The organism is Mannheimia indoligenes (genome assembly GCF_036880405.1).
Taxonomy (GTDB): domain Bacteria; phylum Pseudomonadota; class Gammaproteobacteria; order Enterobacterales; family Pasteurellaceae; genus Mannheimia; species Mannheimia indoligenes.
Genome location: NZ_JBAJJM010000010.1, coordinates 121,036 through 143,680, shown reverse-complemented (window position 1 = coordinate 143,680; position 22,645 = coordinate 121,036). Strand labels below are relative to the sequence as shown.

The window sequence follows — 22,645 nt, the reverse complement described above, 5'->3', positions numbered from 1 at the left end:
AAGAGATGAGTTCTCCCAGACTATAAGTCTGTAAGGGTTGTTGGAGACTACGACGTAGATAGGCGTGGTGTGTAAGTGTAGTGATACATTGAGCTAACACGTACTAATTGCCCGAGAGGCTTAACTATACAACGCTCAAGTGTTTTTGGAAGTGAAAGCGAGAAAGACGAGAAGCGAAGTAGAGTAAAGACTAAACAGAAGACAAACAAACAAAGAAAAGAATACTCAAAGTAACAGCTTGTTTTTAGATTTTAACGGATTTTCCCGACGACAATAGTGCTGTGGTTCTACCTGACTCCATTCCGAACTCAGAAGTAAAACGCAGTAACGTCGATGGTAGTGTGGTGATTCGCCATGTGAGAGTAGAGCATCGTCGGGTTTTTATTTATTGAGTTTATTAGTAGATAGAATGAGATAGTAGTAGACTGACTAAATAAAGCGAAAGCGGAAAAGACAGAAGAGACAGAAAAGAGATAGAGAAGCCCCTAAGTAGAGATACTTAGGGGTTTTTGTTTTTATATCTTATCTTATCTTATCTTATCTTATCTTATCTTATCTTATCTTATCTTCGCATAGCCATAGCCATAGCATAGAAGGTTATTTTGCAGAATAAGGCATAAAAATGACCGTTTGTTACCTGAAATGAGGTAGCAAGCGGCTTTTTTATAAATAAAATTTGCAAAATGAATATGGGATAAAAATTAGACAGCCAATGGGATAATCCCATTGTTCTACTTGCTATGCAAGTAGAACAAATAAAGTACTGACAAAATAATGAGATATTTTGTTTAGTTAATATGGTTTTTATATAGGAACCCAATAATGCTGATAATGAAATTTGAAAACGGTAAACGGTTTTATGCCGATAGTATAGGAAATAAATACCAATATGATTTAACAGATCCAGGTGATCAACTTAGTTATAAAATAGATTTAGATGCTCAAATGAGAGATCAGTTATCGCTAAATCTGGCTAGAGATAAAAATGGTGGAGGTATCTATGAGTAGTTCTTATGAAGAAGTTTTTGAGGAATTTACGGATAGACAATTAGTGTCTATTTTAGAAGAAGCAGATTATGAAAATGTGAGAATTGTTAAACGAGGTTTGGTTGCATTTACTCGTGACAGTATGAATTATCTTATAAGCAATGGATATGATGATGGTTCCATAGAAATATTTATGGCATTTAATGATATCGATATATCATTTAAAGAAATGAATGAGTGGAATTGTGAAAAGCGATTTGTTACCGTTTATAAAAACGATGATGGAAATATATGCTTAAAAATGAGTTTAGAATCAGGAATGACTGAAGCGTATTTATTAAAATCTATCAATAGATTTATAACAGTCCAGAAAATATTTTCTTTATCTAGATTAGGTGGTTTAGCGAGCCTGTTGAAAATGTTTAAGTAACCTATCTCAAATTCGATTTAGTGAGCTTCTTAAAAAGAAGCAAAAAAATTAAGAACGAACTCCAAGCCCCAAGGTAAAGAATACTTGGGGTTTTTTATTAAATAATAGAATCATCATAGCTATATTTACGCTATATTAATAGATCTGAATATTTGATAGAATAAATCCATATTGATTTTTTATGGTTAATTTGTTTTGTTTGAATATTTTATTTCGCTTTCTCCCATATGGCAGGCATTTTTAGCAGGGTTATTTACTTGGGGGTGCACAATTTTAGGCTCATCGTTTGTCTATTTTTTTAGGTCGGTAAATCGAAAATTATTAGACAGTATGATGGGCTTTGCTGCCGGTGTGATGATTGCAGCTTCATTTTGGTCTTTACTTTCACCTTCTTTAGACTATGCCGAAGCTGATTATGGAGAGCTTGCTTGGCTGCCGGCAGCGATTGGATTTCTTGCCGGTGGTGCTTTCATCAGACTAATTGACTATATCGTTCCACATTTACACCTCAGTAAGCCTATTGAGCAGGCAGAAGGAAATAAACAGCTTACAAAAGGATTGTCAAAAACCACTTTATTGTTTTTAGCCATTACGATCCATAATATTCCGGAAGGGTTGGCTATTGGTGTAACTTTTGGAGCTTTAGCAAGCCAAATGGCGAGTGTAGATGCTTCTATTATGGGGGCGATTGGTTTAGCGATAGGTATAGGTTTACAAAATATTCCTGAAGGCTCTTCTCTTGCTCTTCCAATTAGAGCTGAGGGACATAGTAGAAAAAAAGCTTTTTGGTATGGTGCAATGTCTGCGGCAGTTGAACCTATTGCAGCGGTTATTGGTGCGATTTTTGTGCTTTCGATGACGGCAATTCTTCCTTATGCTCTTGCTTTTGCTGCTGGAGCGATGATTTTCGTTGTGGTAGAAGAATTAATTCCTGAATCACAAAGTAATGGGCATACAGATATTGCAACTTTAAGTTTAATGCTAGGATTCGTGGTAATGATGATATTAGATGTTGCTTTAGGGTAAGATATGATTTGGTATAATGCACTTTTTGGCTTTAAAGGTAGATTAAACAGGCAAGGATTTTGGATAGGTTTTTTGATCAATTTCATTTTCTTGTTGATAGTTGCTGTTTTTATGACAGATTTGGCTAATTTAACTTTTTTAAGTTTTTTACCGCTATGGATTTCAGTATTTAGCCTATCTGCGATTATTGTGAAACGTTTGCACGATAGAGACCGCTCAGGCAAAGCCCTTTTAATGGTATTAGTGCCGATTATTTGCTACCTAGTATCAGCCTATACTCAAGGCATAATGAAAGTATTACTTGGCAATGTGATGCCTGCATTTATTGCAATGATCCTCTTCTTAGAATGGGGTGTTTTTAAAGGAAACCCAAATCCAAACCAATACGGTGAGCGAGGCTTATCGTTTAAATTAAGAGAATAAAATGAAATTAAATTATCACAAAACCCATTTTTTAACTTCTGCACCGGATATTCGCCATTTACCTGAAGACATTGGCGTGGAAATTGCCTTTGCAGGGCGATCAAATGCCGGTAAATCGACGGCATTAAATGCCCTCACAAATCAAAAAAGTTTAGCGAGAACTTCTAAAACACCTGGTCGAACTCAGTTGATTAACTTATTTGAAGTTGAGCCAAACTGCAAATTGGTGGATTTACCGGGCTACGGTTATGCAGCTGTTCCAGAACAAATGAAAATTCAATGGCAAAAGGCATTGGGTGAATACTTACAAAAACGAGAATGCTTAGGTGGTGTAGTGGTTTTAATGGATATTCGCCACCCATTAAAAGATCTTGACCAACAAATGATCGAATGGGCAGTTTCAGCAGATTTACCCGTTTTATTACTATTGACAAAAGCGGATAAATTAAGTCAATCCGCTCGCTCTAAACAAGTGAAAATGGTGCGAGAGGCAATTTTGCCTTTTCAAGGCGATATTCAAGTTGAGGCTTACTCGGCATTAAATAAAATTGGTGTGGATAAGCTCTCAGATAAATTAGATAGCTGGTTTGCTCCCATATTAACTGAAGAATAAATGAGGAATTGAATATGTACAACTTAGAAGAATTACGTTCTGAAACTGATGAAATTATTGAGAATTTATTAAAAGACGGTTCAGATCCTGACGCACTTTACATTATTGAGCATCACGTCGCACACCGTGATTTTGATAAATTAGAGAAACTAGTGGTTGATGCTTATAAACTTGGCTATGAAATTTCCGAAGCGGAGGAAGTAGAAGAAGAAAATGGAAAAGTCATTTTTGTGTGTGATATTGTGAGTGAAATTAACTTAAACGCGGAACTCATTACGGCACAGCAAAAAGAGTTGCTACCTTTAATTGAAAAAGCAGGTGCTGAATACGAAGGTTGGGGAACGTATTTTGAAGATCCAAATGCCGATGACGATGAGTACGGCGATGATGGCGAGTTCTTCGATGAAGATGATGATTTTGATGACGAACCAACTCGTCATTAAGAACACAAGCGGTAGATTTATGTAAATTTTTTGCATAATTTCACCGCTTGTCTTACATTTAGGATAATCCTTTTTTGATCCAATAGTGATAGGGAGAGGTAGAAACCTCTTTTTGCAGGAGCTGATGATCCATAAATTCGCAGAAACTTGGAATATCACGCGTAGTTGCTGGGTCATCGGCGATAATATGTAAAATTTCGCCATCTTCCATCGTGCGGATTGTTTTACGGGTCAGCATTACCGGCTCCGGGCAGCGTAGCCCTAAGGTATCTAATTCTCTATTTACAATTAACTTATTCATTCTATTCCTTATGAAAACATTATTCTCTGAACATCTCTCTCGCTTGCAAAATGTTGTACAAGACTTACTTGAAAAAGCTTTTTTAGACGGTTTATGGATTTATTCAGGCAAAGCGAAAAATTGGTTTGTAGACGATCAAACCGCCCCATTTAAAATTAACCCTTATTTTAATTACTTTTTCCCTTATTCCCAAGCTGAAAATTGCTGGTTATTCCTAGACGGCAAAAATAAACCAATAATTTACTTTTATGCCCCTGAAGATTATTGGGTTTCTACCCCAAAAATACCGACGGAAGCTTTTTTTGCCACTGAATTTGAATGGGTTTTACTTAAGTCTGAAACTGAAATTGCAAAATTTATCCAAAATTCGACCGCTTATGCCTTTATTGGAGAAGATAGTACGCTTGCAAATTCACTCGGCTTTAGCCAAGTTAATCCGCAGAAGATCCTGAATATTCTTAATTTTGAGCGTTCGATTAAAACTGAATTTGAGATCGAGAGTATTTACCAAGCTCAATTTTCAGCGTTGAAAGGACATCAAGCAGCTAAAGAAGCCTTTTTTACAGGCAAAAGTGAGTTTGAAATTAATCTTGAATATTTAAAAGCCACTCAGCAGTCTGATCTAAATGTACCTTATGGCAATATTATGGCGATTAATCAAAACGGAGCGGTGTTGCATTATACGGCATTGGAGTATGATACCAGTACAAAACGCCATAGCTTTTTAACTGATGCGGGGACAACGGTAAATGGCTATGCCTCTGATCTTACTCGAACTTATGCTTTTGATAGTTCATCAGAATTTGCGGAATTGGTTGCTAAAATGGAGCAATTTAAATTAGAGATTATTGCCGATTTATCTATTGGTATTAATTATCTACATTACCATACTCGAATGCAGCAGCTGATTTCTCAACTCTTAGCCGAGCATCAATTTATTCATTTGCCAGCGGAGCAGATTTTTGAGGAAGGAATGAGTCGAACTTTCTTCCCACACGGGTTAGGGCATTTACTTGGCATTCAGGTTCACGATGTGGCAGGTTTTCAACAGAATGCAAGAGGTAGCCACAAAGCACCGCCAGAGGCTTATTCGAGCCTACGTTGCACTCGTGATTTGCAAGAAAATATGGTACTGACTATTGAGCCGGGTTTCTATTTTATTGATATGTTGCTGAGTAGCTGGAAAAATAGTGCTTATTCTTCTGCCTTTAATTGGCAGAAAATTGATGATTTTAAACGCTTTGGTGGTATTCGTACCGAAGATAATATTGTGATGCGTGCAACAGGTGCGGAAAACTTAACCGCAAAAGCAGAATTAAATGTGAGGAAATAATGCCGATTTTAATGGTTCTTTTTGGAATTTTCTTTTATATCTATTGTGAAATTTCACTGCTGGTTAGCATCGGCTCCGAAATTGGCGTGCTACCAACTATTTTATTATTAGTTGCTATCTCTTTTTTAGGCTTATGGTTTGTGAAATTACGAGGTGTTTACACCCTCTATTCAATTAAGCAAGATCTCAGCCAAGGCAAAATGCCAACAGAAGCGGTGAGTAATTCAATAATGTTTGTTCTAGCAGGCATTTTATTGATTATTCCCGGCTTTTTAAGTGATATCTTGGCGATTTTATGCGTGTTGCCGTTTAGCCGAAAACTGATTCAAGCTTTTGTGATTAATAGCGTAAAAAATAAAGTTTTTATGCGTTTTACCTCGCAAAACACCCATTTTCATTCACAATCGGCTCAAGAGAGCAATACTTTTGATGCCGAGTTTGAGCGTAAATCTGATCCACAAGATGAAACCAAGAGGATCAAATAATGGATAAAAGAACGCTTGCTCTGTTGAAAGTACACGGCACAGCAGTGTTTTTCGGAGCTTCCGGTATTTTCGGGGCATTAATTCACAGCTCTGCTGAAACCATTGTTCTCGGGCGAGTGATGATCGCATTTACGATGATTTCTTTGTATTTTTTATGGAAAAAACAACCGCTTGTAAAGCTAAATCTCAAACAAATCGGGCAACAAGCGGTATCGGGTGGTTTATTAGCTGCTCATTGGGTTACTTTCTTTATTGCAGTTAAAGTGGGAGGCGTAGCGGTTGCCACACTCGGTTTTGCCAGTTTCCCTGCCTTTGTGGCGTTGTTTGAAAGTTTATTCTTCCGTGAAAAATTACGCTTTCGAGAAGTCGTATTATTGATTGCAATCACCATCGGTTTGATTTTAGTTACCCCTGAATTTACCTTTGGTAATGAAGCCACACGAGGCTTACTTTGGGGTATTTTTTCGGCATTAGTTTACGGCATTCTTGCGGTATTTAACCGCAATACAATGAGCAAAATTTCCGGTGTGCAGGCAAGTTGGTGGCAGTATATTTTTGCAACGATTTTACTGCTACCTTTTTCGCTAACTGAATTGCCTAGTGTGTCTGCACAAGATTGGTTTTGGATTTTCTGCATTGGCTTTTTGTGTACAACACTTGCTTATACGTTGTTTATTTCAAGCCTTGATACCATTAATGCACGTACCGCTTCAATGATTATTTCACTTGAGCCGGTTTATGCTATTGCAATTGCGTGGCTCTGTTTTGGTGAAGTACCAACACTTAAGATGATTATTGGTGGAGCAATTATTTTACTTTCTGTTGCGTGGGCGAACTTGAAAAAATGAAGCAGCCAACCTTTAAAAGAACTACACACAAGCGGTCAAGTTTTGCGAAAAATTTGCAAAAAAATGAGAAAAAACGACCGCTTGCTTTTTCTGAAACAATCGTACTGCTGTTCAATAAACCCTACGATGTGCTGACCCAATTTACCGATGAGCAAGGGCGAAAAACCTTAAAGGATTTTATCCCGATTCCCAATGTTTACCCTGTCGGTCGGTTAGATAGAGATAGCGAAGGTTTATTGCTTTTAACTAATAATGGCGAACTTCAGCACCGTTTAGCTCACCCGAAATTTGAGAAACAGAAAACTTATTGGGTGCAAGTGGAAGGTATTCCTATTCTTACCGATTTAGCGAAATTAGAAAAAGGTGTGGAGTTAAAAGATGGTTTAACCCAGACCGCGAAAGCAAAAGCCATTTCTGAGCCAAATTATGATTGGCAAACTGCTCCTAAAATTCGTGAGAGAAAAAACATTCCAACTAGCTGGTTAGAATTAATTATTCACGAGGGTAAAAATCGTCAAGTCAGACGAATGACGGCACATATCGGCTTTCCAACGTTACGCCTAATTCGTATCGGTTTAGGCAATTTTGAATTAGCTGATTTAGACAGCGGAGAATACCGAGTGTTATCGGAAAGTGAAAAACGCAAATTATTCAAGCAGTTAGGATTAAAAGATGAGTAAAGGATATTGGATTATTGTTAAGGATTTTGACATTGCGTTAGTGAAAAGCGAAATTCCTTGCGGTTTGGCAGAAGAGTTTAGCTTGGGGGATCGTGAAAAATTAGCGATAGGGATTTATCAAAATTTGCCTGTTTATTTAGTGAAAGCAACTGGGGAAGATGATCATCGAGAGTTCGCTTATTTAAGAACGCAAATTGGGCGAGAGCCGGAGTTAAGTCATTTATTGCATAGGGCTGTATCGTTAAATCATTTCTTTCATTCCCATCAATTTTGTGGGAGATGTGGTGAGAAAACCGTACTGGCAGATAATGAAATTGCGGTTCATTGTAATGCTTGCGGTAATCGAGCTTATCCAACTATTAGCCCATCAATTATTGTCGCTGTGCGTAAAGGCAGACAAATTTTGCTGGCAAATCATTTATGTCATAAAGGCACAATTTACACTACGTTAGCGGGTTTTGTGGAAGCCGGCGAACCTATTGAAAATGCGGTTCATCGTGAAATATTTGAAGAAACAGGGTTGAAAGTTAAAAATATACGTTATTTTGGTAGCCAGCCGTGGGCGTTTCCTAATTCATTGATGCTTGGCTTTTTGGCAGATTATGAAAGTGGCGAAATTATTCTACAGGAAGAGGAGATCTGTGATGCTAAATGGTTTGACTGTGATGAAGCATTACCTGAAATTCCACAAAAAGGTACAATTGCATTTGAGTTAATTCAAGCAACATTAAAGTTGTGTAGAGAAGAGTAGGGATAAATAATCATTTTGCTTTATTAAATAAAAAATGCTGAATAACGTTCTTTATTCAGCATTTTTATTGTTACGTTTTTAATTACCCTTCACAACTTGAGCAGCTGAGCAAGTTACGGTTAAATACCTGTGCTGCACTCATTGAGTTTTGGTAGTAAATGGATTTTAAACCGAGTTCTTCAGCGGTTAAGTATAATTGGTTCAGATCGCGTGCCGGTGTTGCTGGGTGAATCATCACATTAATACTTTGCCCTTGGTCGATATATTTTTGACGCTGAGCAGCTTGTTGAATTACGCTTAATTGGCTGATTTCAGCAAAGGTTTTAAATACCTCTTTTTCGTGTTCGGAAAGCTGTTCTAAATGCTGAACAGAGCCATCATTATGTAAAATAGATTCCCAAACTTCCTCTGTATCTAAGCCTTTTTCTTGGAGTAATTTCTCTAAGAACGGGTTTTTATACACGGTTTTGATCTTCGCTAAATCTTTTACATAGTAGTTTGATTTAAACGGTTCGACTGATGGCGAAACGCTACCTAAAATAAAGCTACTGGATTTAGTTGGGGCAATACTCATTAAAGTAGTATTGCGGCGACCATAACCTTCTAAAATTTCCGGCTCACCAAAGCGTTGTGCCAATTCTTGTGATGCTTTTAATGTTTTTTGTTGCAATGTTTTGAAGATTTCATTGTTTTTCTGCATTGCTTGGAAGCTATCAAAGGCAATATTATTTGCCTGTAAATAGCTATGCCAACCTAATACGCCTAAACCCAATGCACGGTGGCGACGGGCAAAGCGGTTTGCACGGTCTAAGAATGGAATGGATTGACTTTTCTCAATAAATTCACTCATTACCACATCGAGGAAATAGGTTAATGTTTCCGGTGCGTCGGTATCTTTCCACTCATCAAAATAGAGTAGGTTCATTGACGATAAACAGCATACGAAACTTTCATCGTTGCTTGAAGGCAACATAATTTCAGTACATAAGTTTGATGCGTGAATAGTCATATTTTTATCTTTATAGACATCAGGACGCCCTGCATTCGCATTGTCTTTAAAGAATAAATATGGGATACCGGTTTCAGTTTTACGTTGCAATAATTTTGCCCAAAGCTGACGTTTGTATGGATCGCCTGCTTTCATTGATTCTAACCAATCGTGTCCAACACAAACACCATAATACATTAATTGAATTGGGTTACCTTCGGTGTGAATATCTAACCATTCATCAATATCACCGTGTTCAATATCAATATAGCCGGCAAATTGACCTTTACGAGATGTGCCTTGAGAAATCACATCAATTACCGTATCGAATAACTTACTGAAGTTGAATGAGCCGTCTGATTTACCATTATTCTTAATTAAAGAACCACGTGGGCGAATGTCGCCAAAATAGGCTGATGTACCGCCACCGATTTTACTCATCATACCCACTTCAGCGGTTGTTACCATAATTTCGTGGATAGAGTCGCCAATGTAGCTACCGAAACAAGAGATCGGTAAACCACGATCTAAACCGAAGTTTGACCAAATTGGTGAAGAAAGCGAGAAATAGCCTCTTGCCATATAGTGGTAGAATTTATCCGCGTAGCCTTCAATACCAAGTTTACGTTCTGCGTGTTCTGCAATAAAACGAATACGGTCTAATGCGGTTGTGCCTTCCAATAAATAGCCACGTTGTAAGAATAAACGGCTGTCTTCATTTAACCAGTGGAAGTCTGGGCGGTCTGTATTAGAATAAGTCATCTGCGGTAATCTGCTTCATTTTTTTAGAATAATCGGTACTACGTTTGTTAAAGAAATCGGTTTCTTTAGTAGAAAGAATTTCAATATCAAACCACTCAGTTTCTTTTAACAATTCAGGATCGATATTATGAGGTGGTTCTAACCCTAAAATACTCAACGAATTGTTGTAACGGTTTTTAATATAGTTTTCTACCGTTGCTTTGGTGATAAAGCTTAAATCACCCTCTTCGAAAATCCAGTCTAAGATCCCTTTTTCTGCCTCAAATGCTTGAGTTGCCAAGGTTTCTAAATCTTTAAAGAATTCCGGTGTGAAAAGTTCACTGTGTTCATCACGCAAGATTTCGTATAACGCAATACCAAATTTTCCGTGAATTTCTTCTTCTTTAGAGGTTGCTTCAACTGCATTTGAAATCCCTTTAAACAGGTTTTTATGCTTGTTGAATGACATCATAATAATGAACTGACCGAATAAGGAAATATGTTCAACGAATAAAGAGAACAATACGAGAGAGAGTACAAACTCACCTTTGCCTGCATCTTTATCTTTCATAAAACTTTCCATATAACGAATACGGTTCATTAATGGTTCAATTTCGTGAATTTGGCTAAACATTTCATTTAAGCCGAGCTTTTCCAATAAGAATGAATACGCATCTTTATGACGCACTTCGCTTTCTGCGAAAGTACCACCCACATCGTCCATTTCCGGTTTTGGGAAATAGCGGTATAACTCGCCCCAGAAACGTTTTACGTTCACTTCTACTTGTGAAATTGCCAACATCGCACGAGTTAAAACGTGGCGTTCGTGATCATTAATAGTGGTGCGATAATCTTGAATATCACCGGTAAAGTTAAACTCGGTATGTAACCAGTAAGAATGGCGGATAGCATCTTTAAATTCAAGAAGCTCAGGATACTCATACGGCTTAATATTTAAGCGTTTTTGGAAAAGATTTCTAGACATATTCTTAGGCTCTATCTTAAAGTTTGATTTCAATCTGGGAGATGATTGTATGCAAAAAAAGTTTCAAGACAAGACTTGACAAACAACCTTTTTACGTCGTTTTTGTTAGCTTATTGATTTATAAAGGAAAATAATTTTGTAAATTTTTATATCAATATATTGTGTTTATTTTATGGTCTAACCACTAGATGTTGTGTTTTGTCGTTTGTTTCAAAAGTGTGCAATAAACTAATAAAGCCTTGATAAAACTATGTTTGGCTTTCTTTTTCGAGTATGATATCAGCCTGTTTTTATACGTTGCAAGCGGTCGTCTTTTTGCAAATTTTTACACTTTTTTAACCGCTTTATTTTGATTTTATGGATACGAATACTCAACAATTTTATCGAGGGCGTTTCTCAGTTGCTCCAATGTTAGATTGGACAACTCGCCACTGCCGTTATTTTCATCGTCAATTTAGTAAAAATGCCTTGCTTTATACGGAAATGATTACAGCTCCGGCGATCATTCACGCTAAATATGATTTGCTGGAATATGATCCAAGTGAAAATCCTGTCGCATTGCAATTAGGTGGAAGCGATCCTACTCAGCTTGCTCATTGTGCTAAATTGGTGGAAGAGAGAGGTTATACGGAAGTTAATTTAAATGTGGGCTGCCCCTCAGACCGTGTGCAAAACGGAATGTTTGGGGCTTGTTTAATGGCAAAAGCTGATTTGGTGGCTGATTGCATTAAAGCAATGCAAGATGCGGTCGAAATTCCTGTTACCGTCAAACACCGTATTGGGATTGACGATTTAGACAGCTATGAATTTTTGTGTGATTTTATCGAAAAAGTGCAGCCATTCAGCAGTGATTTTATCGTCCACGCCCGTAAAGCGTGGCTGACAGGTTTAAGTCCGAAGGAAAACCGTGAAATTCCACCGCTGGATTATGAGCGTGTTTACCAACTAAAACGTGATTTTCCACACCTGAATATCAGCATTAATGGTGGCATTAAAACCATCGAGGAAATTAAACAACATTTGCAATTTGTTGATGGCGTAATGGTTGGTCGTGAGGCTTATCAAAATCCGTCTCTATTAGGCGAAATCGACTTGCAAATTTTTAACGAAAATCGACCGCTTGTAACGGCAAAAGAAGCGGTGGAAAAGATGTTCCCTTATATTGAACGAGAGCTGGCAAAAGGTGTCTATTTAAATCATATTATTCGCCATATGCTTGGGGCATTTCAAAATTGTAAAGGGGCGAGACAATGGCGTCGTCATTTAAGTGAAAATGCCACTAAACAAGGGGCTGGCGTAGAAGTGGTAGAGCAAGCTCTGGCATTTATCGGCTAATGTTTAAGGAGAAAGTTATGGCAGATCCGCATATCAAATCGCCAATGGATTTTTGGGATTATTTAACTGTCATTGTTTATCGTAGCGGTTTTGTATTAGCCACATTAATGCTGTTTTTGCTGCCTTATTACACATCAACGGCTCAACTTGGCTTACTGGTGGCAGGTACGATGTTGGCTTCGTCTTTACATCTTTATGACAAAACATTCCGCCTGATTTTCCAGTTTTCTGTGTGGTTAGGGTTACTTTTCTACATCTTTGATTTTCCATTATTAGCCTTAGGAGCAATGCTGTTAGTGATTGGTGGATTAAGTTATAAGGAATATTTCTGTTTTAGAGTATTTGGCTTGAATTTCCAACCGATTCTAGTGGCTATTTTATGGGGAGCATTTGCGTTGGAATGGCATTTTATTGTTCAAATTCTAAGCGTGATTTGTGGCTTGTTACTTTTAGTGTTAAGTATTCAAAAATGGCGAATGCCGCTACATTTTGATATTGGTGATAAAACCAAATATCAGGTGTAATTTTTATATTATTTTATCGGAATTTTTATGCAAAAATTTAAAATCGCCTTAGTGGCAACAATGATTATGGGGGTATTTGCTTGTACGCCATCACAATCACCAAAAATAACACAACATAAGCCACAGGTGGGCTATTTAAAAGAGAATATCAGCCAAGCTGAGCTGAATAATCCGAAAAATTATAAACGATATAGCTATTACTGTAAGAATTTTGCGACAGATGATGGCTCTTATCTGGCAACTTATTTTCCACTTTGGTCTGAGAGCCGTAAGCAAGAGAATTTTGGTATCTATTTCCAGCTGGATGGCGGAAAACCGTATCCGTTCGACCATATTGCGAATATTAATTTAAATGCCAGAGGTACGAAGTTTGAAGTGCGTTATCGTTCTTATCAGCCGATTGAGGGCAGTTATGTAGAATTAATGGCAAGAGAGTTTAAATCGACCTATTATAAAAATGGTATGCCTTGGCTGGAGTGTCGGGAAGGCTAGTTGAGAATAGAAAAAACGGCTAGAATTTAAATTTATAGCCGTTTTTTATTGAGAAATTAGCGTAAGAATGCAGGAATTTTGCTTTCGTACTCGGCAATTTTCTGCTCGTACTGAAGTGTTAAGCCAATATTATCTAAACCATTGAGTAAACAGTGACGGCGGAATTCATCTAACTCGAAAGTATACACTTTATCGCCAGCGGTAACGGTCATCGCTTCTAAATCAACGTGGATCTGTTTGCCTTCATTCGCCCACACCCATTGAAAGATCTCTTCCACTTCTTCTTCGGTTAATTTGATTGGAAGCATATGGTTGTTAAGGCTGTTGTTGTAGAAAATATCCGCAAAACTTGGGGCGATCATCACTTTAAAACCGTAATCCGCCAATGCCCACGGAGCGTGTTCACGAGAAGATCCGCAGCCTAAATTTTTGCGAGCAAGCAAAATCGTTGCCCCTTGATATTGTGGGAAATTCAGCACAAAATCAGGGTTTGGCTGGGTTTCTTCTGCATCTAAATAACGCCATTCGTGGAAAAGGTGTTTACCAAAGCCCACACGAGTAATCGCTTGTAAAAACTGTTTTGGAATGATTGCATCAGTGTCTACGTTCGCTGCATCAAGAGGAACGACTAAGCCTGAATGTTGTTTAATACCTGCCATTTTTTATACCTCTTATGCGTTTAATGAAACATTACGAATATCAACAAATTTGCCAAATACCGCGGCAGCTGCTGCCATTGCTGGGCTGACTAAGTGTGTACGACCGTTACGTCCTTGACGACCTTCAAAGTTACGGTTAGAGGTTGAAGCACAACGCTCCCATTCGCCTAAAATGTCATCGTTCATTCCTAAGCACATAGAACAACCCGGGTTACGCCATTCAGCACCGGCTTCAATAAAGATTTTATCCAAGCCCTCTTTTTCTGCCTGTTCTTTCACTAAGCCGGAACCCGGTACTACTAAAATACGTTTTACGTTCTCCGCTTTTTTACGACCTTTCATTACTGCCGCTGCTGCACGTAAATCTTCAATACGGGCATTGGTGCAAGAGCCGATAAAGACCTGATCAACAGGCACATTTTTCATATCAGTATGTGGATCTAACCCAATATAAGCCAATGCTTTTTCTGCGGAAGCTCGAGTAACCGGATCTGCCATTTCTTCAGGATTAGGAATGACATCATCAATACCGATAACTTGACCCGGGTTTGTTCCCCAAGTTACTTGTGGTGCAATATCTTTTGCTTCTAAAATCACTTCGGCATCGTAAATTGCACCTTCATCGGTTTTTAGTGTTTTCCAATATTCAACCGCATCGTCCCAATCTTTACCTTTTGGTGCATTTGGACGATCTTTTAAGTAAGCGAAAGTGGTTTCGTCAGGGGCAACAATACCGGCTTTAGCACCGAATTCAATTGCCATATTGCATACGGTCATTCTACCTTCCATTGAAAGATCACGAATGGCTTGTCCGCAAAATTCCACTACATAGCCTGTACCGCCAGCCATTGTGGTTTTTCCGATAATCGCAAGCACGATATCTTTTGCGGTAATACCCGGGTTCACTTTGCCACGTACTTCCACTTTCATACTTTTCGCACGGGCTTGTTTTAAGGTTTGGGTTGCTAAAACGTGCTCTACTTCAGATGTACCGATACCAAATGCCAATGCCCCGAAAGCTCCGTGAGTAGCAGTGTGGGAGTCGCCACATACAATTGTCATTCCGGGTAAGGTCAAGCCTTGTTCCGGTCCCATCACGTGTACGATGCCTTGTTGTTTTTTGGTGATATCAAATAATGGGATACCATTTTCTGCACAGTTTTTCTCTAATTCCAACACTTGAACTTTCGCTTGCCCTTCTAGTTTTTGCACATCACGCACTTGAGTAGAAATACTATGATCCATTGTGCCGAAGGTTTTGCTCACTTGGCGAACTTGACGACCGGCAACACGTAAGCCATCGAAAGCCTGTGGGCTGGTTACTTCGTGAATTAAGTGGCGGTTGATATAAATAATCGGCGTTTCGCCTTCGGCTTCATACACAACGTGTGAATCGAAAAGTTTCTGATATAGGGTTCTAGCTTGCTGCATAAAATAGTCCAACTCAATAAGATAATTTTGTACTCAAGCGGTTAGATTTGTAAAAAATTTTGCAAAATTGACCGCTTGTTAATGATGGATATGAATATAACGACTAAAAAAATGAAAGTAAAATAGTATTTTTACAGAAAATAAGGATTTTTATTCTGTTAAATCAAGCTAAAAATAGCTTTAATAATCAATGTTTAGCATATTATGCTGATTTGTTGGATTGTTACAGCAAGTTATCTAGTCATTATTACAGTTTATAGAGCTATTTTCTTTGACATATTTTTCATCATTTTTTAGATTAAAAGGAGATATCTATCACATTTTTTTAAAAATCCCCTTGCAATTAAAATAATAATCCCTAGACTTAAAAAAATTAATTTGAAAAATATTATTTTGAACCCAGTCTTTATTTATAAATGGAGCTTAAATTATGCAGTCAAAATTCCGTCTTTCATTGTTAGCCACCTCTTTAGTATTAGGCTTATCAGCTAATGTTTTTGCAGCCAAAGTGCCGGAAGGTACAGCATTAGCAGACAAACAAGAAATTGTTATTAATAACGGCTCTGAGCCTTCGAGTTTTGACCCGCATAAAATTGAAGGTGTGCCTGAATCTCAAGTTGCTTATCAGCTTTTTGAAGGCTTAGTAACCAAAGATGCTGATGGTAATATCCAACCGGGGGTAGCGGAATCTTGGGAAAGCACTCCTGATTATAAAACGTGGACATTCAAATTACGCAAAGATGCCAAATGGTCTAACGGTGAGCCGGTAACTGCTCACGATTTCGTTTTCTCTTGGCAGCGTTTGGTGAATCCGCTTACCGCTTCACCTTACTCAAGTTACTTAACTTATTTAAATGTTGAAAATGCACAGGATATTATCGATGGTAAGAAAAAGCCTGAAGAATTGGCAGTAAAAGCGGTTGATGATCACACTTTCCAAATTCAATTAAGCCAGCCAATTCCTTATGCGGCGGAGCTTGTAACTCACTCTTCTGTTTTACCTGTACATAAAGCAACAGTAGAAAAATTAGGTGATGCGTGGGTGAAAAAAGGCAATTTAGTGGGTAATGGTGCTTATACTTTAGCAGATCACATCATTAATGAGAAAATCGTTTTTGCCCGTAATCCAAATTATTGGAACGACAAAGAAACTGTGATTAATAAAGCGACTTTCTTAGCAATTCCTAATGCGACAACTGATGTAGCTCGTTATCGTGCGGGTGATTTGGATATGACGAACTATTCCTTACCACCGGAGCAGTTTGCAACTCTTAAAAAAGAGATACCAAATGAAGTATTCACAGCAAGAACACTTTCAACCTATTACTACGAGTTCAACCACAAACGAGCTCCATTTGATAATGTGAAAGTGCGTGAAGCATTAAACTTAGCTTTAGATCGTAACATCATCACCGATAAAGTATTAGGGCAAGGACAAACTCCAACCTATGTGTTTACGCCTCCTTATATCCACGAAGGGGATAAAATCCAGCAGCCGGCGTATTCAACACAACCAATGGTAGAACGTAAAGCAAAAGCATTGAAATTGTTGGAAGAAGCAGGTTATAGCAAATCGAACCCACTGAAATTCACAGTTCTTTATAATACTAACGATAACCACAAGAAAATTGCGATTGCGGTTTCGTCCTTATGGAAACAAGGTACTGACGGTATTGTTGATGTGAAATTAGAGAACCAAGAGTGGAAAACATTCTTAGATACACGCCGTAATGCAAACTACGATGTTTCTCGTGCTGGCTGGGCGGCAGACTATAACCAAGCCTCAACCTTCATTAAGTACTTCTTATCGAATTCCAGCAACAATACGGCATTCTATAAGAACCAAGCCTACGATGCTGCGGTAGCAGAATCTTATAAAGCAACCGATGCAGCAGGTCGTGCAGCTGCTTATGCGAAAGCAGAAGAGCAGTTAGCGAAAGATTTTGCAATTATGCCGATTTACAACTATGTAAATCCACGCTTAGTGAAACCTTACGTGAAAGGCTATGAAGGAAAAGATCCACAAGATGATATTTTGCTTCGTAACTTATACATCGTGAAATAATCATTTTTAGGCTGTTTATTGAAAAATAAGCAGCCTAATTTTTTTGAGGAAAATATGGTTGTAAAACGGTTTTCGATTTATGGTCGGGTGCAAGGTGTTGCTTTTCGTTTTTTCACCTTAAAAGAGGCTGAAAAATTGGGAGTGAAAGGCTATGTGAGAAACTGTAATGATGGCTCGGTAGAAGTTGTTGCAACTACAGATGAGCTGGCAATGGCTCAATTGGAACAATGGCTACATAAAGGCTCGCCTTCTGCAAAAGTAGAACGAGTCATCGTTAGTGATTATAACGGTAGGGAAACCTTTGAGGGGTTTGAGATAAGAGATTAAAGTACAAGCGGTCGTTTTTAGTAAAAAATTTACAAAATTCAACCGCTTGTGGTTTGTTATCTAATCCAATGCTTTTTCGATTTTCTCGAATAAATCACGAGCGAGATTATCCCTTTCACGTAAACGCTCTAAACCACGACGCATCAAGGTTTGGCGTTGATTATCGTAGCGAGAAAGCTTGATGAGTGGCTCAATAAGTCGTGCAGCCACTTGTGGATTGCTTTCATTTAGTTTGATGAGGGTATCTACCAAGAAACGATAACCGGAGCCATCAATAGCGTGGAAAGCTTTCGGGTTTTGACCGCAGAATGCCCCTACCAATGAACGTAGTCGGTTTGGATTGTTAAAGTTGAAACTTGGGTGTTCCATTAAACCTTGCACAATCGCTAATACATTTTCGTCCGGGCGGGTGGCTTGAATCATAAACCATTTATCCATTACCAAGCCATCGTGCTTCCATTTTTCCTCAAAATCTGCCAATAACGCATCACGGCAACTTAGCTGAGCTTTGGTTGCTACTTGTAATGCGGCTAGAGTATCGGTCATATTGTCTGCATTATTGTAATGTTTATGCACAAGGGTATTACCTAAGTCAGTAAAGGCTAAATAACTTAAGCAGACATTGCGTAACGCACGTTTAGCAATGTCTTCCGCTACCACTTGGTAAGCATCACATTTGTTTTGGTTATAAACAATGAATAATTTATCTTGCAATGCGGTAGCAATCGAATGTTGCATAAACTCACGGACAAGAGAAATACCCGTTGGGTCAATGGTTTTAAACGACTCAGCAAATTCAGTTTCTTTCGGTAATGTGAGCGTTAATGCGGTTAATTCAGGCGATTTGGCTGAATTATCCAACACGAACGTTAAAGCATCTGCTAAACCTTCTGAGAAGCTAAACGGCTGATTTTGCTGATAACGGCTTAAATTTTCACGCAGTTCATTGGTGTAGAGCATTTGTGCAGCATCCCAACGTACGAAATCATTTTCAGCGTGTTTGAGTAAGGTTAAAAGCTGTTCGGTAGTGTAGTTGTAATCTAAACGCACCGGAGCAGAGAAATCACACAATAATGCAGGCACAGGGCGTTGCGTTACATTGTGGAACTCAAAGGTTTGATGCTCAGCGGTAACATCTAATACATCACTTACCGTTAATAATTCATACTGTAACGGAATATTTTTACCGTCATTTTCGCCATATAACGCGACTTTCAATGGAATGTGTAAGTTTAATTTTTCCAATTGATCGTGCGTTGGCGGTGTCATTTGTGAAATATGCAAGCGATAGGTTTTGCGAGCTTCATCATATTCATCGGAAATCGTGAGTTCAGGTGTTCCCGATTGGCTATACCAACGGCGGAACTGTTCTAAATCAACGCCTGAAGCATCTTCCATTGCCTTAACGAAATCTTCACAGGTAGCGGCTGAACCGTCGTGTCTTTCCACATAGAGCTTCATTCCTTGTTGGAATTTTTCTTCACCTAATAGAGTGTGGATCATACGAATGATTTCAGCTCCTTTTTCATACACAGTTACAGTGTAGAAATTGTTCATTTCAATGACTTTTTCCGGACGAATTGGGTGTGCCATCGGGCTGGCATCTTCGGCAAATTGCACTGTACGCAATAGACGTACATCTTCGATACGTTTTGCCGAACGAGCCCATAAATCCGAAGTAAATTCCTGATCACGGAAAACGGTTAAACCCTCTTTTAGGCTTAATTGAAACCAATCACGGCAAGTAATGCGGTTGCCCGTCCAGTTATGGAAATATTCGTGGGCGATAACTGCTTCAATATCTAAATAATCGGTATCGGTTGCGGTTTCCGGTTTTGCCAATACAAATTTAGAGTTGAAAATATTCAATCCTTTGTTTTCCATCGCTCCCATATTGAAGAAATCAACGGCAACAATCATATAAATATCTAAATCGTACTCTAAACCGAAGCGGTCTTCGTCCCATTTCATTGAGCGTTTTAAGCTCTCCATCGCCCAAGGGGCACGGTCTAAATTACCTCGATCAACGTAGATTTCTAAGGTAACTTCACGTCCGCTTTTGGTAATGAATTTATCTTGTAGGAGGTCAAAATCGCCAGCCACTAATGCAAATAAATAGCTTGGCTTGAAGAATGGGTCTTGCCATTCCACCCAGTGTCTGCCGTCGTGCAATTCACCTTGAGCAATACGGTTACCGTTAGAGAGTAAGTAAGGATATTTGCTCTTACTAGCGGTGATTTTTGTCGTATATTTTGCAAGTACATCGGGGCGGTCAAGCATATAAGTAATTTGGCGAAAACCCTCAGCTTCACACTGTGTGCAAAGTCCGTCGCCCGATTTATATAAACCTTGTAGTGAGGTATTTTGTGTAGGATTTAAGGCTGTCTCAATTTGCAGTTCAAAACGATCGGCTTTTACCTCTGCTAAATTTAAGGTTAAAGATTCATCATCTTTTTCATAAGATGAAAATGGTTCACCGTTAAATTTAATCGAAAGGAAATCAAAACTATGACCATCTAAGCGAAGGGTGGTCGCATCAGGGTTTTTACGTTCAACAGTCAATGCTGAGGTTACAAAGGTGCGATCAGGGTCAAGTTGAAAATCAAGATAAATGTCAGTAATAGTGAAATCTGGTGCTTTATAATCTTTTCTTAGTTTGGCTTTAGGTTGCATAGGATTTCCTTGTTGATTGGCATTCTGCCACTAGAATAGTGCTGGTTATTGTACTAAATTTATTGCAAATTTTCCAAGAAATATGACCGCTTGTATCAAACAAAACGGCTATAAATATTGCCATTTATAGCCGTTTAGGAAGTACTGAAATTATAGGGTTTGGTGTCCTTGATCGAGATGTACTAAGCTGATTAAATCATCAACGCCAACATCAAATGCTTGTCCAAAACCTTTCACAAATAAACCTGCGGTTGGTTTAAAGCTAAAGAGTTTGAAATCTTGCATATTAGATAGATCATCAATTAATTCACCGTGTCTGGCTTTAAGTGCATTAATGCTTATATTCCATTCCTCTTGATCGCGTTCAATAATACGGGCTGTTGCATCAAAGGTTAAACGACGACGTGCAAAAATTTGGCGACTTTTGTTTTCATCTTCAATCAGCATTAGGGAAACTTTAGGGATTTCCTGCAAATTTCGTGCGTGGCGGGCAATAATTGAAATAAGCACTTTATATTCGCCATTGTGAATAACAAAAGGAGCATAGCTCACATTTGGAGTGCCATCTTTATCTGTTGTTGCCATTACAATCGTCTTAATTTGTTGTTTTAGTTCTTCTAGTTCAGGACCTAAACGGTTTTGTAAAACCTCTTGGCGGTTTGTTGTCATTATTTCTCCTTATTAATGATTGGGTTAGCCTATTTATTATATTGAAAAAATGAGCGTTCGATCAATAAGAATGATATTGAAAATAGTTTTTATTTGAATTATATTCCTTGCCGATATTTATATTATTGAATGCTTATTAAAATTGAATAAACCTAAGGGGATTTGTATGAAAAAAATAATATTATCAACCTTTGCCGTTCTTTGTGCGTTAGGTATGTCAGCTTGTTCTTCCAGCAGTTCTAGTGGTAGCTCTAATAACAAAGTAGATAAACAAGAGTATGAAATTCTAAAAAGCGAAGTAACGGATCTAAATTCCTCTTTGTTTGATCTACAAAGTACATTACAACGCTTGCAAAATAAGCTGGCTTCATCTCAATCTGCCAGTAAAAGTGAAATTGAAAAATTAGAAGGCCAATTAGCAGAAGCTAAGGGGAATGAAGCGAAAACAGCAGAATTAGTACAACAATTAGACGAACAATTAAAAAATGCTATCAAAGCGGCAACAGAGGCTGGTGATGCTAGATTGGCAGAGGCTTTGGCTAAATCTCAAGAAGAAGTGGCAGCCATTAAAAAGCAGGCAGATGACGCAGCTAAAAAAGCTAACGATGCAATTAATAATGCTCAAAAAGCACAAGAAGATGCAGCAAAAGCACAAGAGGACTTAAATAAAGCGAAAGCAGATTTAGAAGAGGCAAAATCTCGAGCACCAATTAGCGATAAAATCTTTGGGGGAGCCTCAGGAAAAATGACGGCAGCGAGCGGTAAACTCTCTGGTGGTGTTTTGGTAAAAGATAAAGATGGCACAGTTTCATCTATAGATGCTCCGGATACTCGAGAAGGAATTAGTTATATTACGGTAATTGATGATAGAGGGAATGCAGTTGATGTTGGTATTGATGCTGTATATCCCGGCTGGAGAAATAATTTAGGGGGAGCAAGCCGATCGGATCACTCTGGTGCAACTGTCCGTTATGGCGTTTATCACCACGAAGGAACGGAAAAAGGTTATGTGTATTCACAAGGTAAAGCCACAGAGGTTTCTAATATGCCTAAAGAAGGGATATTTACTTATTTAGGAAATGTGGGGCAAGTTTCGCATAAATATGGTTCTTGGGGGGCAGACAGCGGGTCAGCTTATGCTAAAGTGAATTTTGCAGATAAAACAGCTCGTGTTGAATTAAACACAGAGTTTGCGGCAGCTCAAAATGGTCGTACGGCAAGTACGAGGGTGGAGGCTTACACTTTTGACAGTAAAATCACCGAGAACTCTATTTCGGGAGTTGCTAATGAAAATAAAGAGGTCAAAATGCAAGCCGGTTTCTTTGGCGATGATGCGAAATATCTATCAGGTATTTACCAATCAGATAAAGTTCAGGGTGTATTTGGTGTAACGAAACAGTAAAAAAGGCTCTCCCCTTTAATTTTAAAAGGGGAGC

24 protein-coding genes and 2 rRNA genes are annotated in these 22,645 nt (G+C 38.4%); 19 read left to right on the top strand and 7 right to left on the bottom strand.

Going from position 1 to position 22,645, the window contains the following annotated elements:
* From V6W77_RS08215 to rraB, 8 genes are all read left to right on the top strand, one after another.
* A 23S ribosomal RNA gene (locus V6W77_RS08215) occupies positions 1 to 128 on the top strand; the annotation flags it as partial.
* A 135-nt stretch (positions 129 to 263) separates the two neighbouring features.
* Positions 264 to 379: ribosomal RNA gene (rrf, locus tag V6W77_RS08210) — 5S ribosomal RNA — on the top strand.
* A 443-nt stretch (positions 380 to 822) separates the two neighbouring features.
* Positions 823 to 1,008, top strand: a complete 186-nt coding sequence (locus V6W77_RS08205) for a hypothetical protein (protein WP_283386929.1) — start codon at positions 823 to 825, stop codon at positions 1,006 to 1,008.
* Positions 1,001 to 1,417: a type III secretion system chaperone family protein gene (locus V6W77_RS08200; protein ID WP_334231831.1), complete on the top strand. Its 417-nt coding sequence runs from the start codon at positions 1,001 to 1,003 to the stop codon at positions 1,415 to 1,417. The genes V6W77_RS08205 and V6W77_RS08200 overlap by 8 nt, the downstream gene beginning before the upstream one ends.
* 195 nt (positions 1,418 to 1,612) lie before the next feature.
* Positions 1,613 to 2,443 (top strand): ZIP family metal transporter, encoded by an 831-nt coding sequence (locus V6W77_RS08195; RefSeq protein ID WP_334254354.1) that lies wholly within the window; start codon positions 1,613 to 1,615, stop codon positions 2,441 to 2,443.
* Positions 2,444 to 2,446: 3 nt separating this feature from the next.
* Positions 2,447 to 2,866, top strand: a complete 420-nt coding sequence (locus V6W77_RS08190) for a DUF805 domain-containing protein (RefSeq protein ID WP_334254353.1) — start codon at positions 2,447 to 2,449, stop codon at positions 2,864 to 2,866.
* A 1-nt stretch (position 2,867) separates the two neighbouring features.
* Positions 2,868 to 3,479, top strand: coding sequence for a ribosome biogenesis GTP-binding protein YihA/YsxC (gene yihA, locus V6W77_RS08185; protein ID WP_334254352.1), 612 nt, complete (start codon positions 2,868 to 2,870; stop codon positions 3,477 to 3,479).
* A gap of 14 nt (positions 3,480 to 3,493) precedes the next feature.
* Positions 3,494 to 3,922: a ribonuclease E inhibitor RraB gene (rraB, locus tag V6W77_RS08180; RefSeq protein WP_334231838.1), complete on the top strand. Its 429-nt coding sequence runs from the start codon at positions 3,494 to 3,496 to the stop codon at positions 3,920 to 3,922.
* A gap of 58 nt (positions 3,923 to 3,980) precedes the next feature.
* Here the strand turns inward: rraB and tusA are convergent, their stop codons facing one another.
* Positions 3,981 to 4,223 (bottom strand): sulfurtransferase TusA, encoded by a 243-nt coding sequence (gene tusA / locus V6W77_RS08175; RefSeq protein ID WP_025216688.1) that lies wholly within the window; start codon positions 4,221 to 4,223, stop codon positions 3,981 to 3,983.
* Positions 4,224 to 4,233: 10 nt separating this feature from the next.
* On the opposite strand from tusA, the gene pepQ reads away from it, so the two are divergent.
* The 5 genes from pepQ to nudC are packed head-to-tail and all read left to right on the top strand — an operon-like array spanning position 4,234 to position 8,320.
* Entirely contained in the window at positions 4,234 to 5,556 is a 1,323-nt protein-coding gene (gene pepQ, locus V6W77_RS08170; RefSeq protein WP_334254351.1) for a Xaa-Pro dipeptidase, read from the top strand.
* Positions 5,556 to 6,041: an FxsA family protein gene (locus tag V6W77_RS08165; RefSeq protein ID WP_334254350.1), complete on the top strand. Its 486-nt coding sequence runs from the start codon at positions 5,556 to 5,558 to the stop codon at positions 6,039 to 6,041. The genes pepQ and V6W77_RS08165 overlap by 1 nt, the downstream gene beginning before the upstream one ends.
* Entirely contained in the window at positions 6,041 to 6,889 is an 849-nt protein-coding gene (locus tag V6W77_RS08160) for a DMT family transporter (protein WP_334254349.1), read from the top strand. The genes V6W77_RS08165 and V6W77_RS08160 overlap by 1 nt, the downstream gene beginning before the upstream one ends.
* The gene (locus tag V6W77_RS08155) at positions 6,886 to 7,569 is read left to right on the top strand and encodes a pseudouridine synthase (protein ID WP_334254348.1); all 684 of its coding nucleotides are present in this window, start codon (positions 6,886 to 6,888) and stop codon (positions 7,567 to 7,569) included. Before V6W77_RS08160 ends, V6W77_RS08155 begins: the two co-directional genes overlap by 4 nt.
* Complete coding sequence (nudC, locus tag V6W77_RS08150; protein WP_334254347.1) at positions 7,562 to 8,320, top strand: NAD(+) diphosphatase; 759 nt, start codon at positions 7,562 to 7,564, stop codon at positions 8,318 to 8,320. The genes V6W77_RS08155 and nudC overlap by 8 nt, the downstream gene beginning before the upstream one ends.
* 82 nt (positions 8,321 to 8,402) lie before the next feature.
* Here the strand turns inward: nudC and V6W77_RS08145 are convergent, their stop codons facing one another.
* Positions 8,403 to 10,070, bottom strand: a complete 1,668-nt coding sequence (locus tag V6W77_RS08145) for a ribonucleoside-diphosphate reductase subunit alpha (RefSeq protein ID WP_112110563.1) — start codon at positions 10,068 to 10,070, stop codon at positions 8,403 to 8,405.
* Positions 10,057 to 11,034: a ribonucleotide-diphosphate reductase subunit beta gene (locus tag V6W77_RS08140; RefSeq protein ID WP_025216695.1), complete on the bottom strand. Its 978-nt coding sequence runs from the start codon at positions 11,032 to 11,034 to the stop codon at positions 10,057 to 10,059. Before V6W77_RS08140 ends, V6W77_RS08145 begins: the two co-directional genes overlap by 14 nt.
* Before the next feature lie 357 nt (positions 11,035 to 11,391).
* Here V6W77_RS08140 and dusA point away from each other — a divergent pair, with 357 nt between their 5' ends.
* From dusA to V6W77_RS08125, 3 genes are read left to right on the top strand one after another with little or no spacing between them, the layout of a single operon-like run.
* Positions 11,392 to 12,369: a tRNA dihydrouridine(20/20a) synthase DusA gene (dusA, locus tag V6W77_RS08135; protein ID WP_334247749.1), complete on the top strand. Its 978-nt coding sequence runs from the start codon at positions 11,392 to 11,394 to the stop codon at positions 12,367 to 12,369.
* Between the two features lie 17 nt (positions 12,370 to 12,386).
* Positions 12,387 to 12,893 carry a DUF2301 domain-containing membrane protein gene (locus V6W77_RS08130; protein ID WP_334254346.1) on the top strand — a complete coding sequence of 169 codons (507 nt, stop codon included), beginning with the start codon at positions 12,387 to 12,389 and terminating at the stop codon, positions 12,891 to 12,893.
* Positions 12,894 to 12,920: 27 nt separating this feature from the next.
* The gene (locus tag V6W77_RS08125) at positions 12,921 to 13,385 is read left to right on the top strand and encodes a hypothetical protein (RefSeq protein ID WP_334254345.1); all 465 of its coding nucleotides are present in this window, start codon (positions 12,921 to 12,923) and stop codon (positions 13,383 to 13,385) included.
* Positions 13,386 to 13,441: 56 nt separating this feature from the next.
* Here the strand turns inward: V6W77_RS08125 and leuD are convergent, their stop codons facing one another.
* Both leuD and leuC read right to left on the bottom strand, forming a co-directional pair.
* Positions 13,442 to 14,044, bottom strand: coding sequence for a 3-isopropylmalate dehydratase small subunit (gene leuD, locus V6W77_RS08120; protein WP_334237266.1), 603 nt, complete (start codon positions 14,042 to 14,044; stop codon positions 13,442 to 13,444).
* Between the two features lie 12 nt (positions 14,045 to 14,056).
* Positions 14,057 to 15,475, bottom strand: coding sequence for a 3-isopropylmalate dehydratase large subunit (leuC, locus tag V6W77_RS08115; protein WP_334235590.1), 1,419 nt, complete (start codon positions 15,473 to 15,475; stop codon positions 14,057 to 14,059).
* A gap of 430 nt (positions 15,476 to 15,905) precedes the next feature.
* Between leuC and V6W77_RS08110 the strand changes: the two genes are divergently transcribed.
* Together V6W77_RS08110 and V6W77_RS08105 are read left to right on the top strand one after the other, a co-directional pair.
* On the top strand, positions 15,906 to 17,540 hold the full coding sequence (locus V6W77_RS08110; RefSeq protein ID WP_334254344.1) for an ABC transporter substrate-binding protein: 1,635 nt from the start codon (positions 15,906 to 15,908) through the stop codon (positions 17,538 to 17,540).
* A 54-nt stretch (positions 17,541 to 17,594) separates the two neighbouring features.
* Positions 17,595 to 17,867, top strand: coding sequence for an acylphosphatase (locus tag V6W77_RS08105; RefSeq protein ID WP_334254343.1), 273 nt, complete (start codon positions 17,595 to 17,597; stop codon positions 17,865 to 17,867).
* Between the two features lie 60 nt (positions 17,868 to 17,927).
* Here the strand turns inward: V6W77_RS08105 and pepN are convergent, their stop codons facing one another.
* Both pepN and hutZ read right to left on the bottom strand, forming a co-directional pair.
* Positions 17,928 to 20,540, bottom strand: a complete 2,613-nt coding sequence (pepN, locus tag V6W77_RS08100) for an aminopeptidase N (protein WP_334254342.1) — start codon at positions 20,538 to 20,540, stop codon at positions 17,928 to 17,930.
* A gap of 150 nt (positions 20,541 to 20,690) precedes the next feature.
* Positions 20,691 to 21,209: a heme utilization protein HutZ gene (hutZ, locus tag V6W77_RS08095; protein ID WP_025216704.1), complete on the bottom strand. Its 519-nt coding sequence runs from the start codon at positions 21,207 to 21,209 to the stop codon at positions 20,691 to 20,693.
* A gap of 166 nt (positions 21,210 to 21,375) precedes the next feature.
* Between hutZ and V6W77_RS08090 the strand changes: the two genes are divergently transcribed.
* Positions 21,376 to 22,611, top strand: a complete 1,236-nt coding sequence (locus V6W77_RS08090; protein WP_334254341.1) for a transferrin-binding protein-like solute binding protein — start codon at positions 21,376 to 21,378, stop codon at positions 22,609 to 22,611.
* The last annotated feature ends 34 nt before the right edge of the window (positions 22,612 to 22,645 follow it).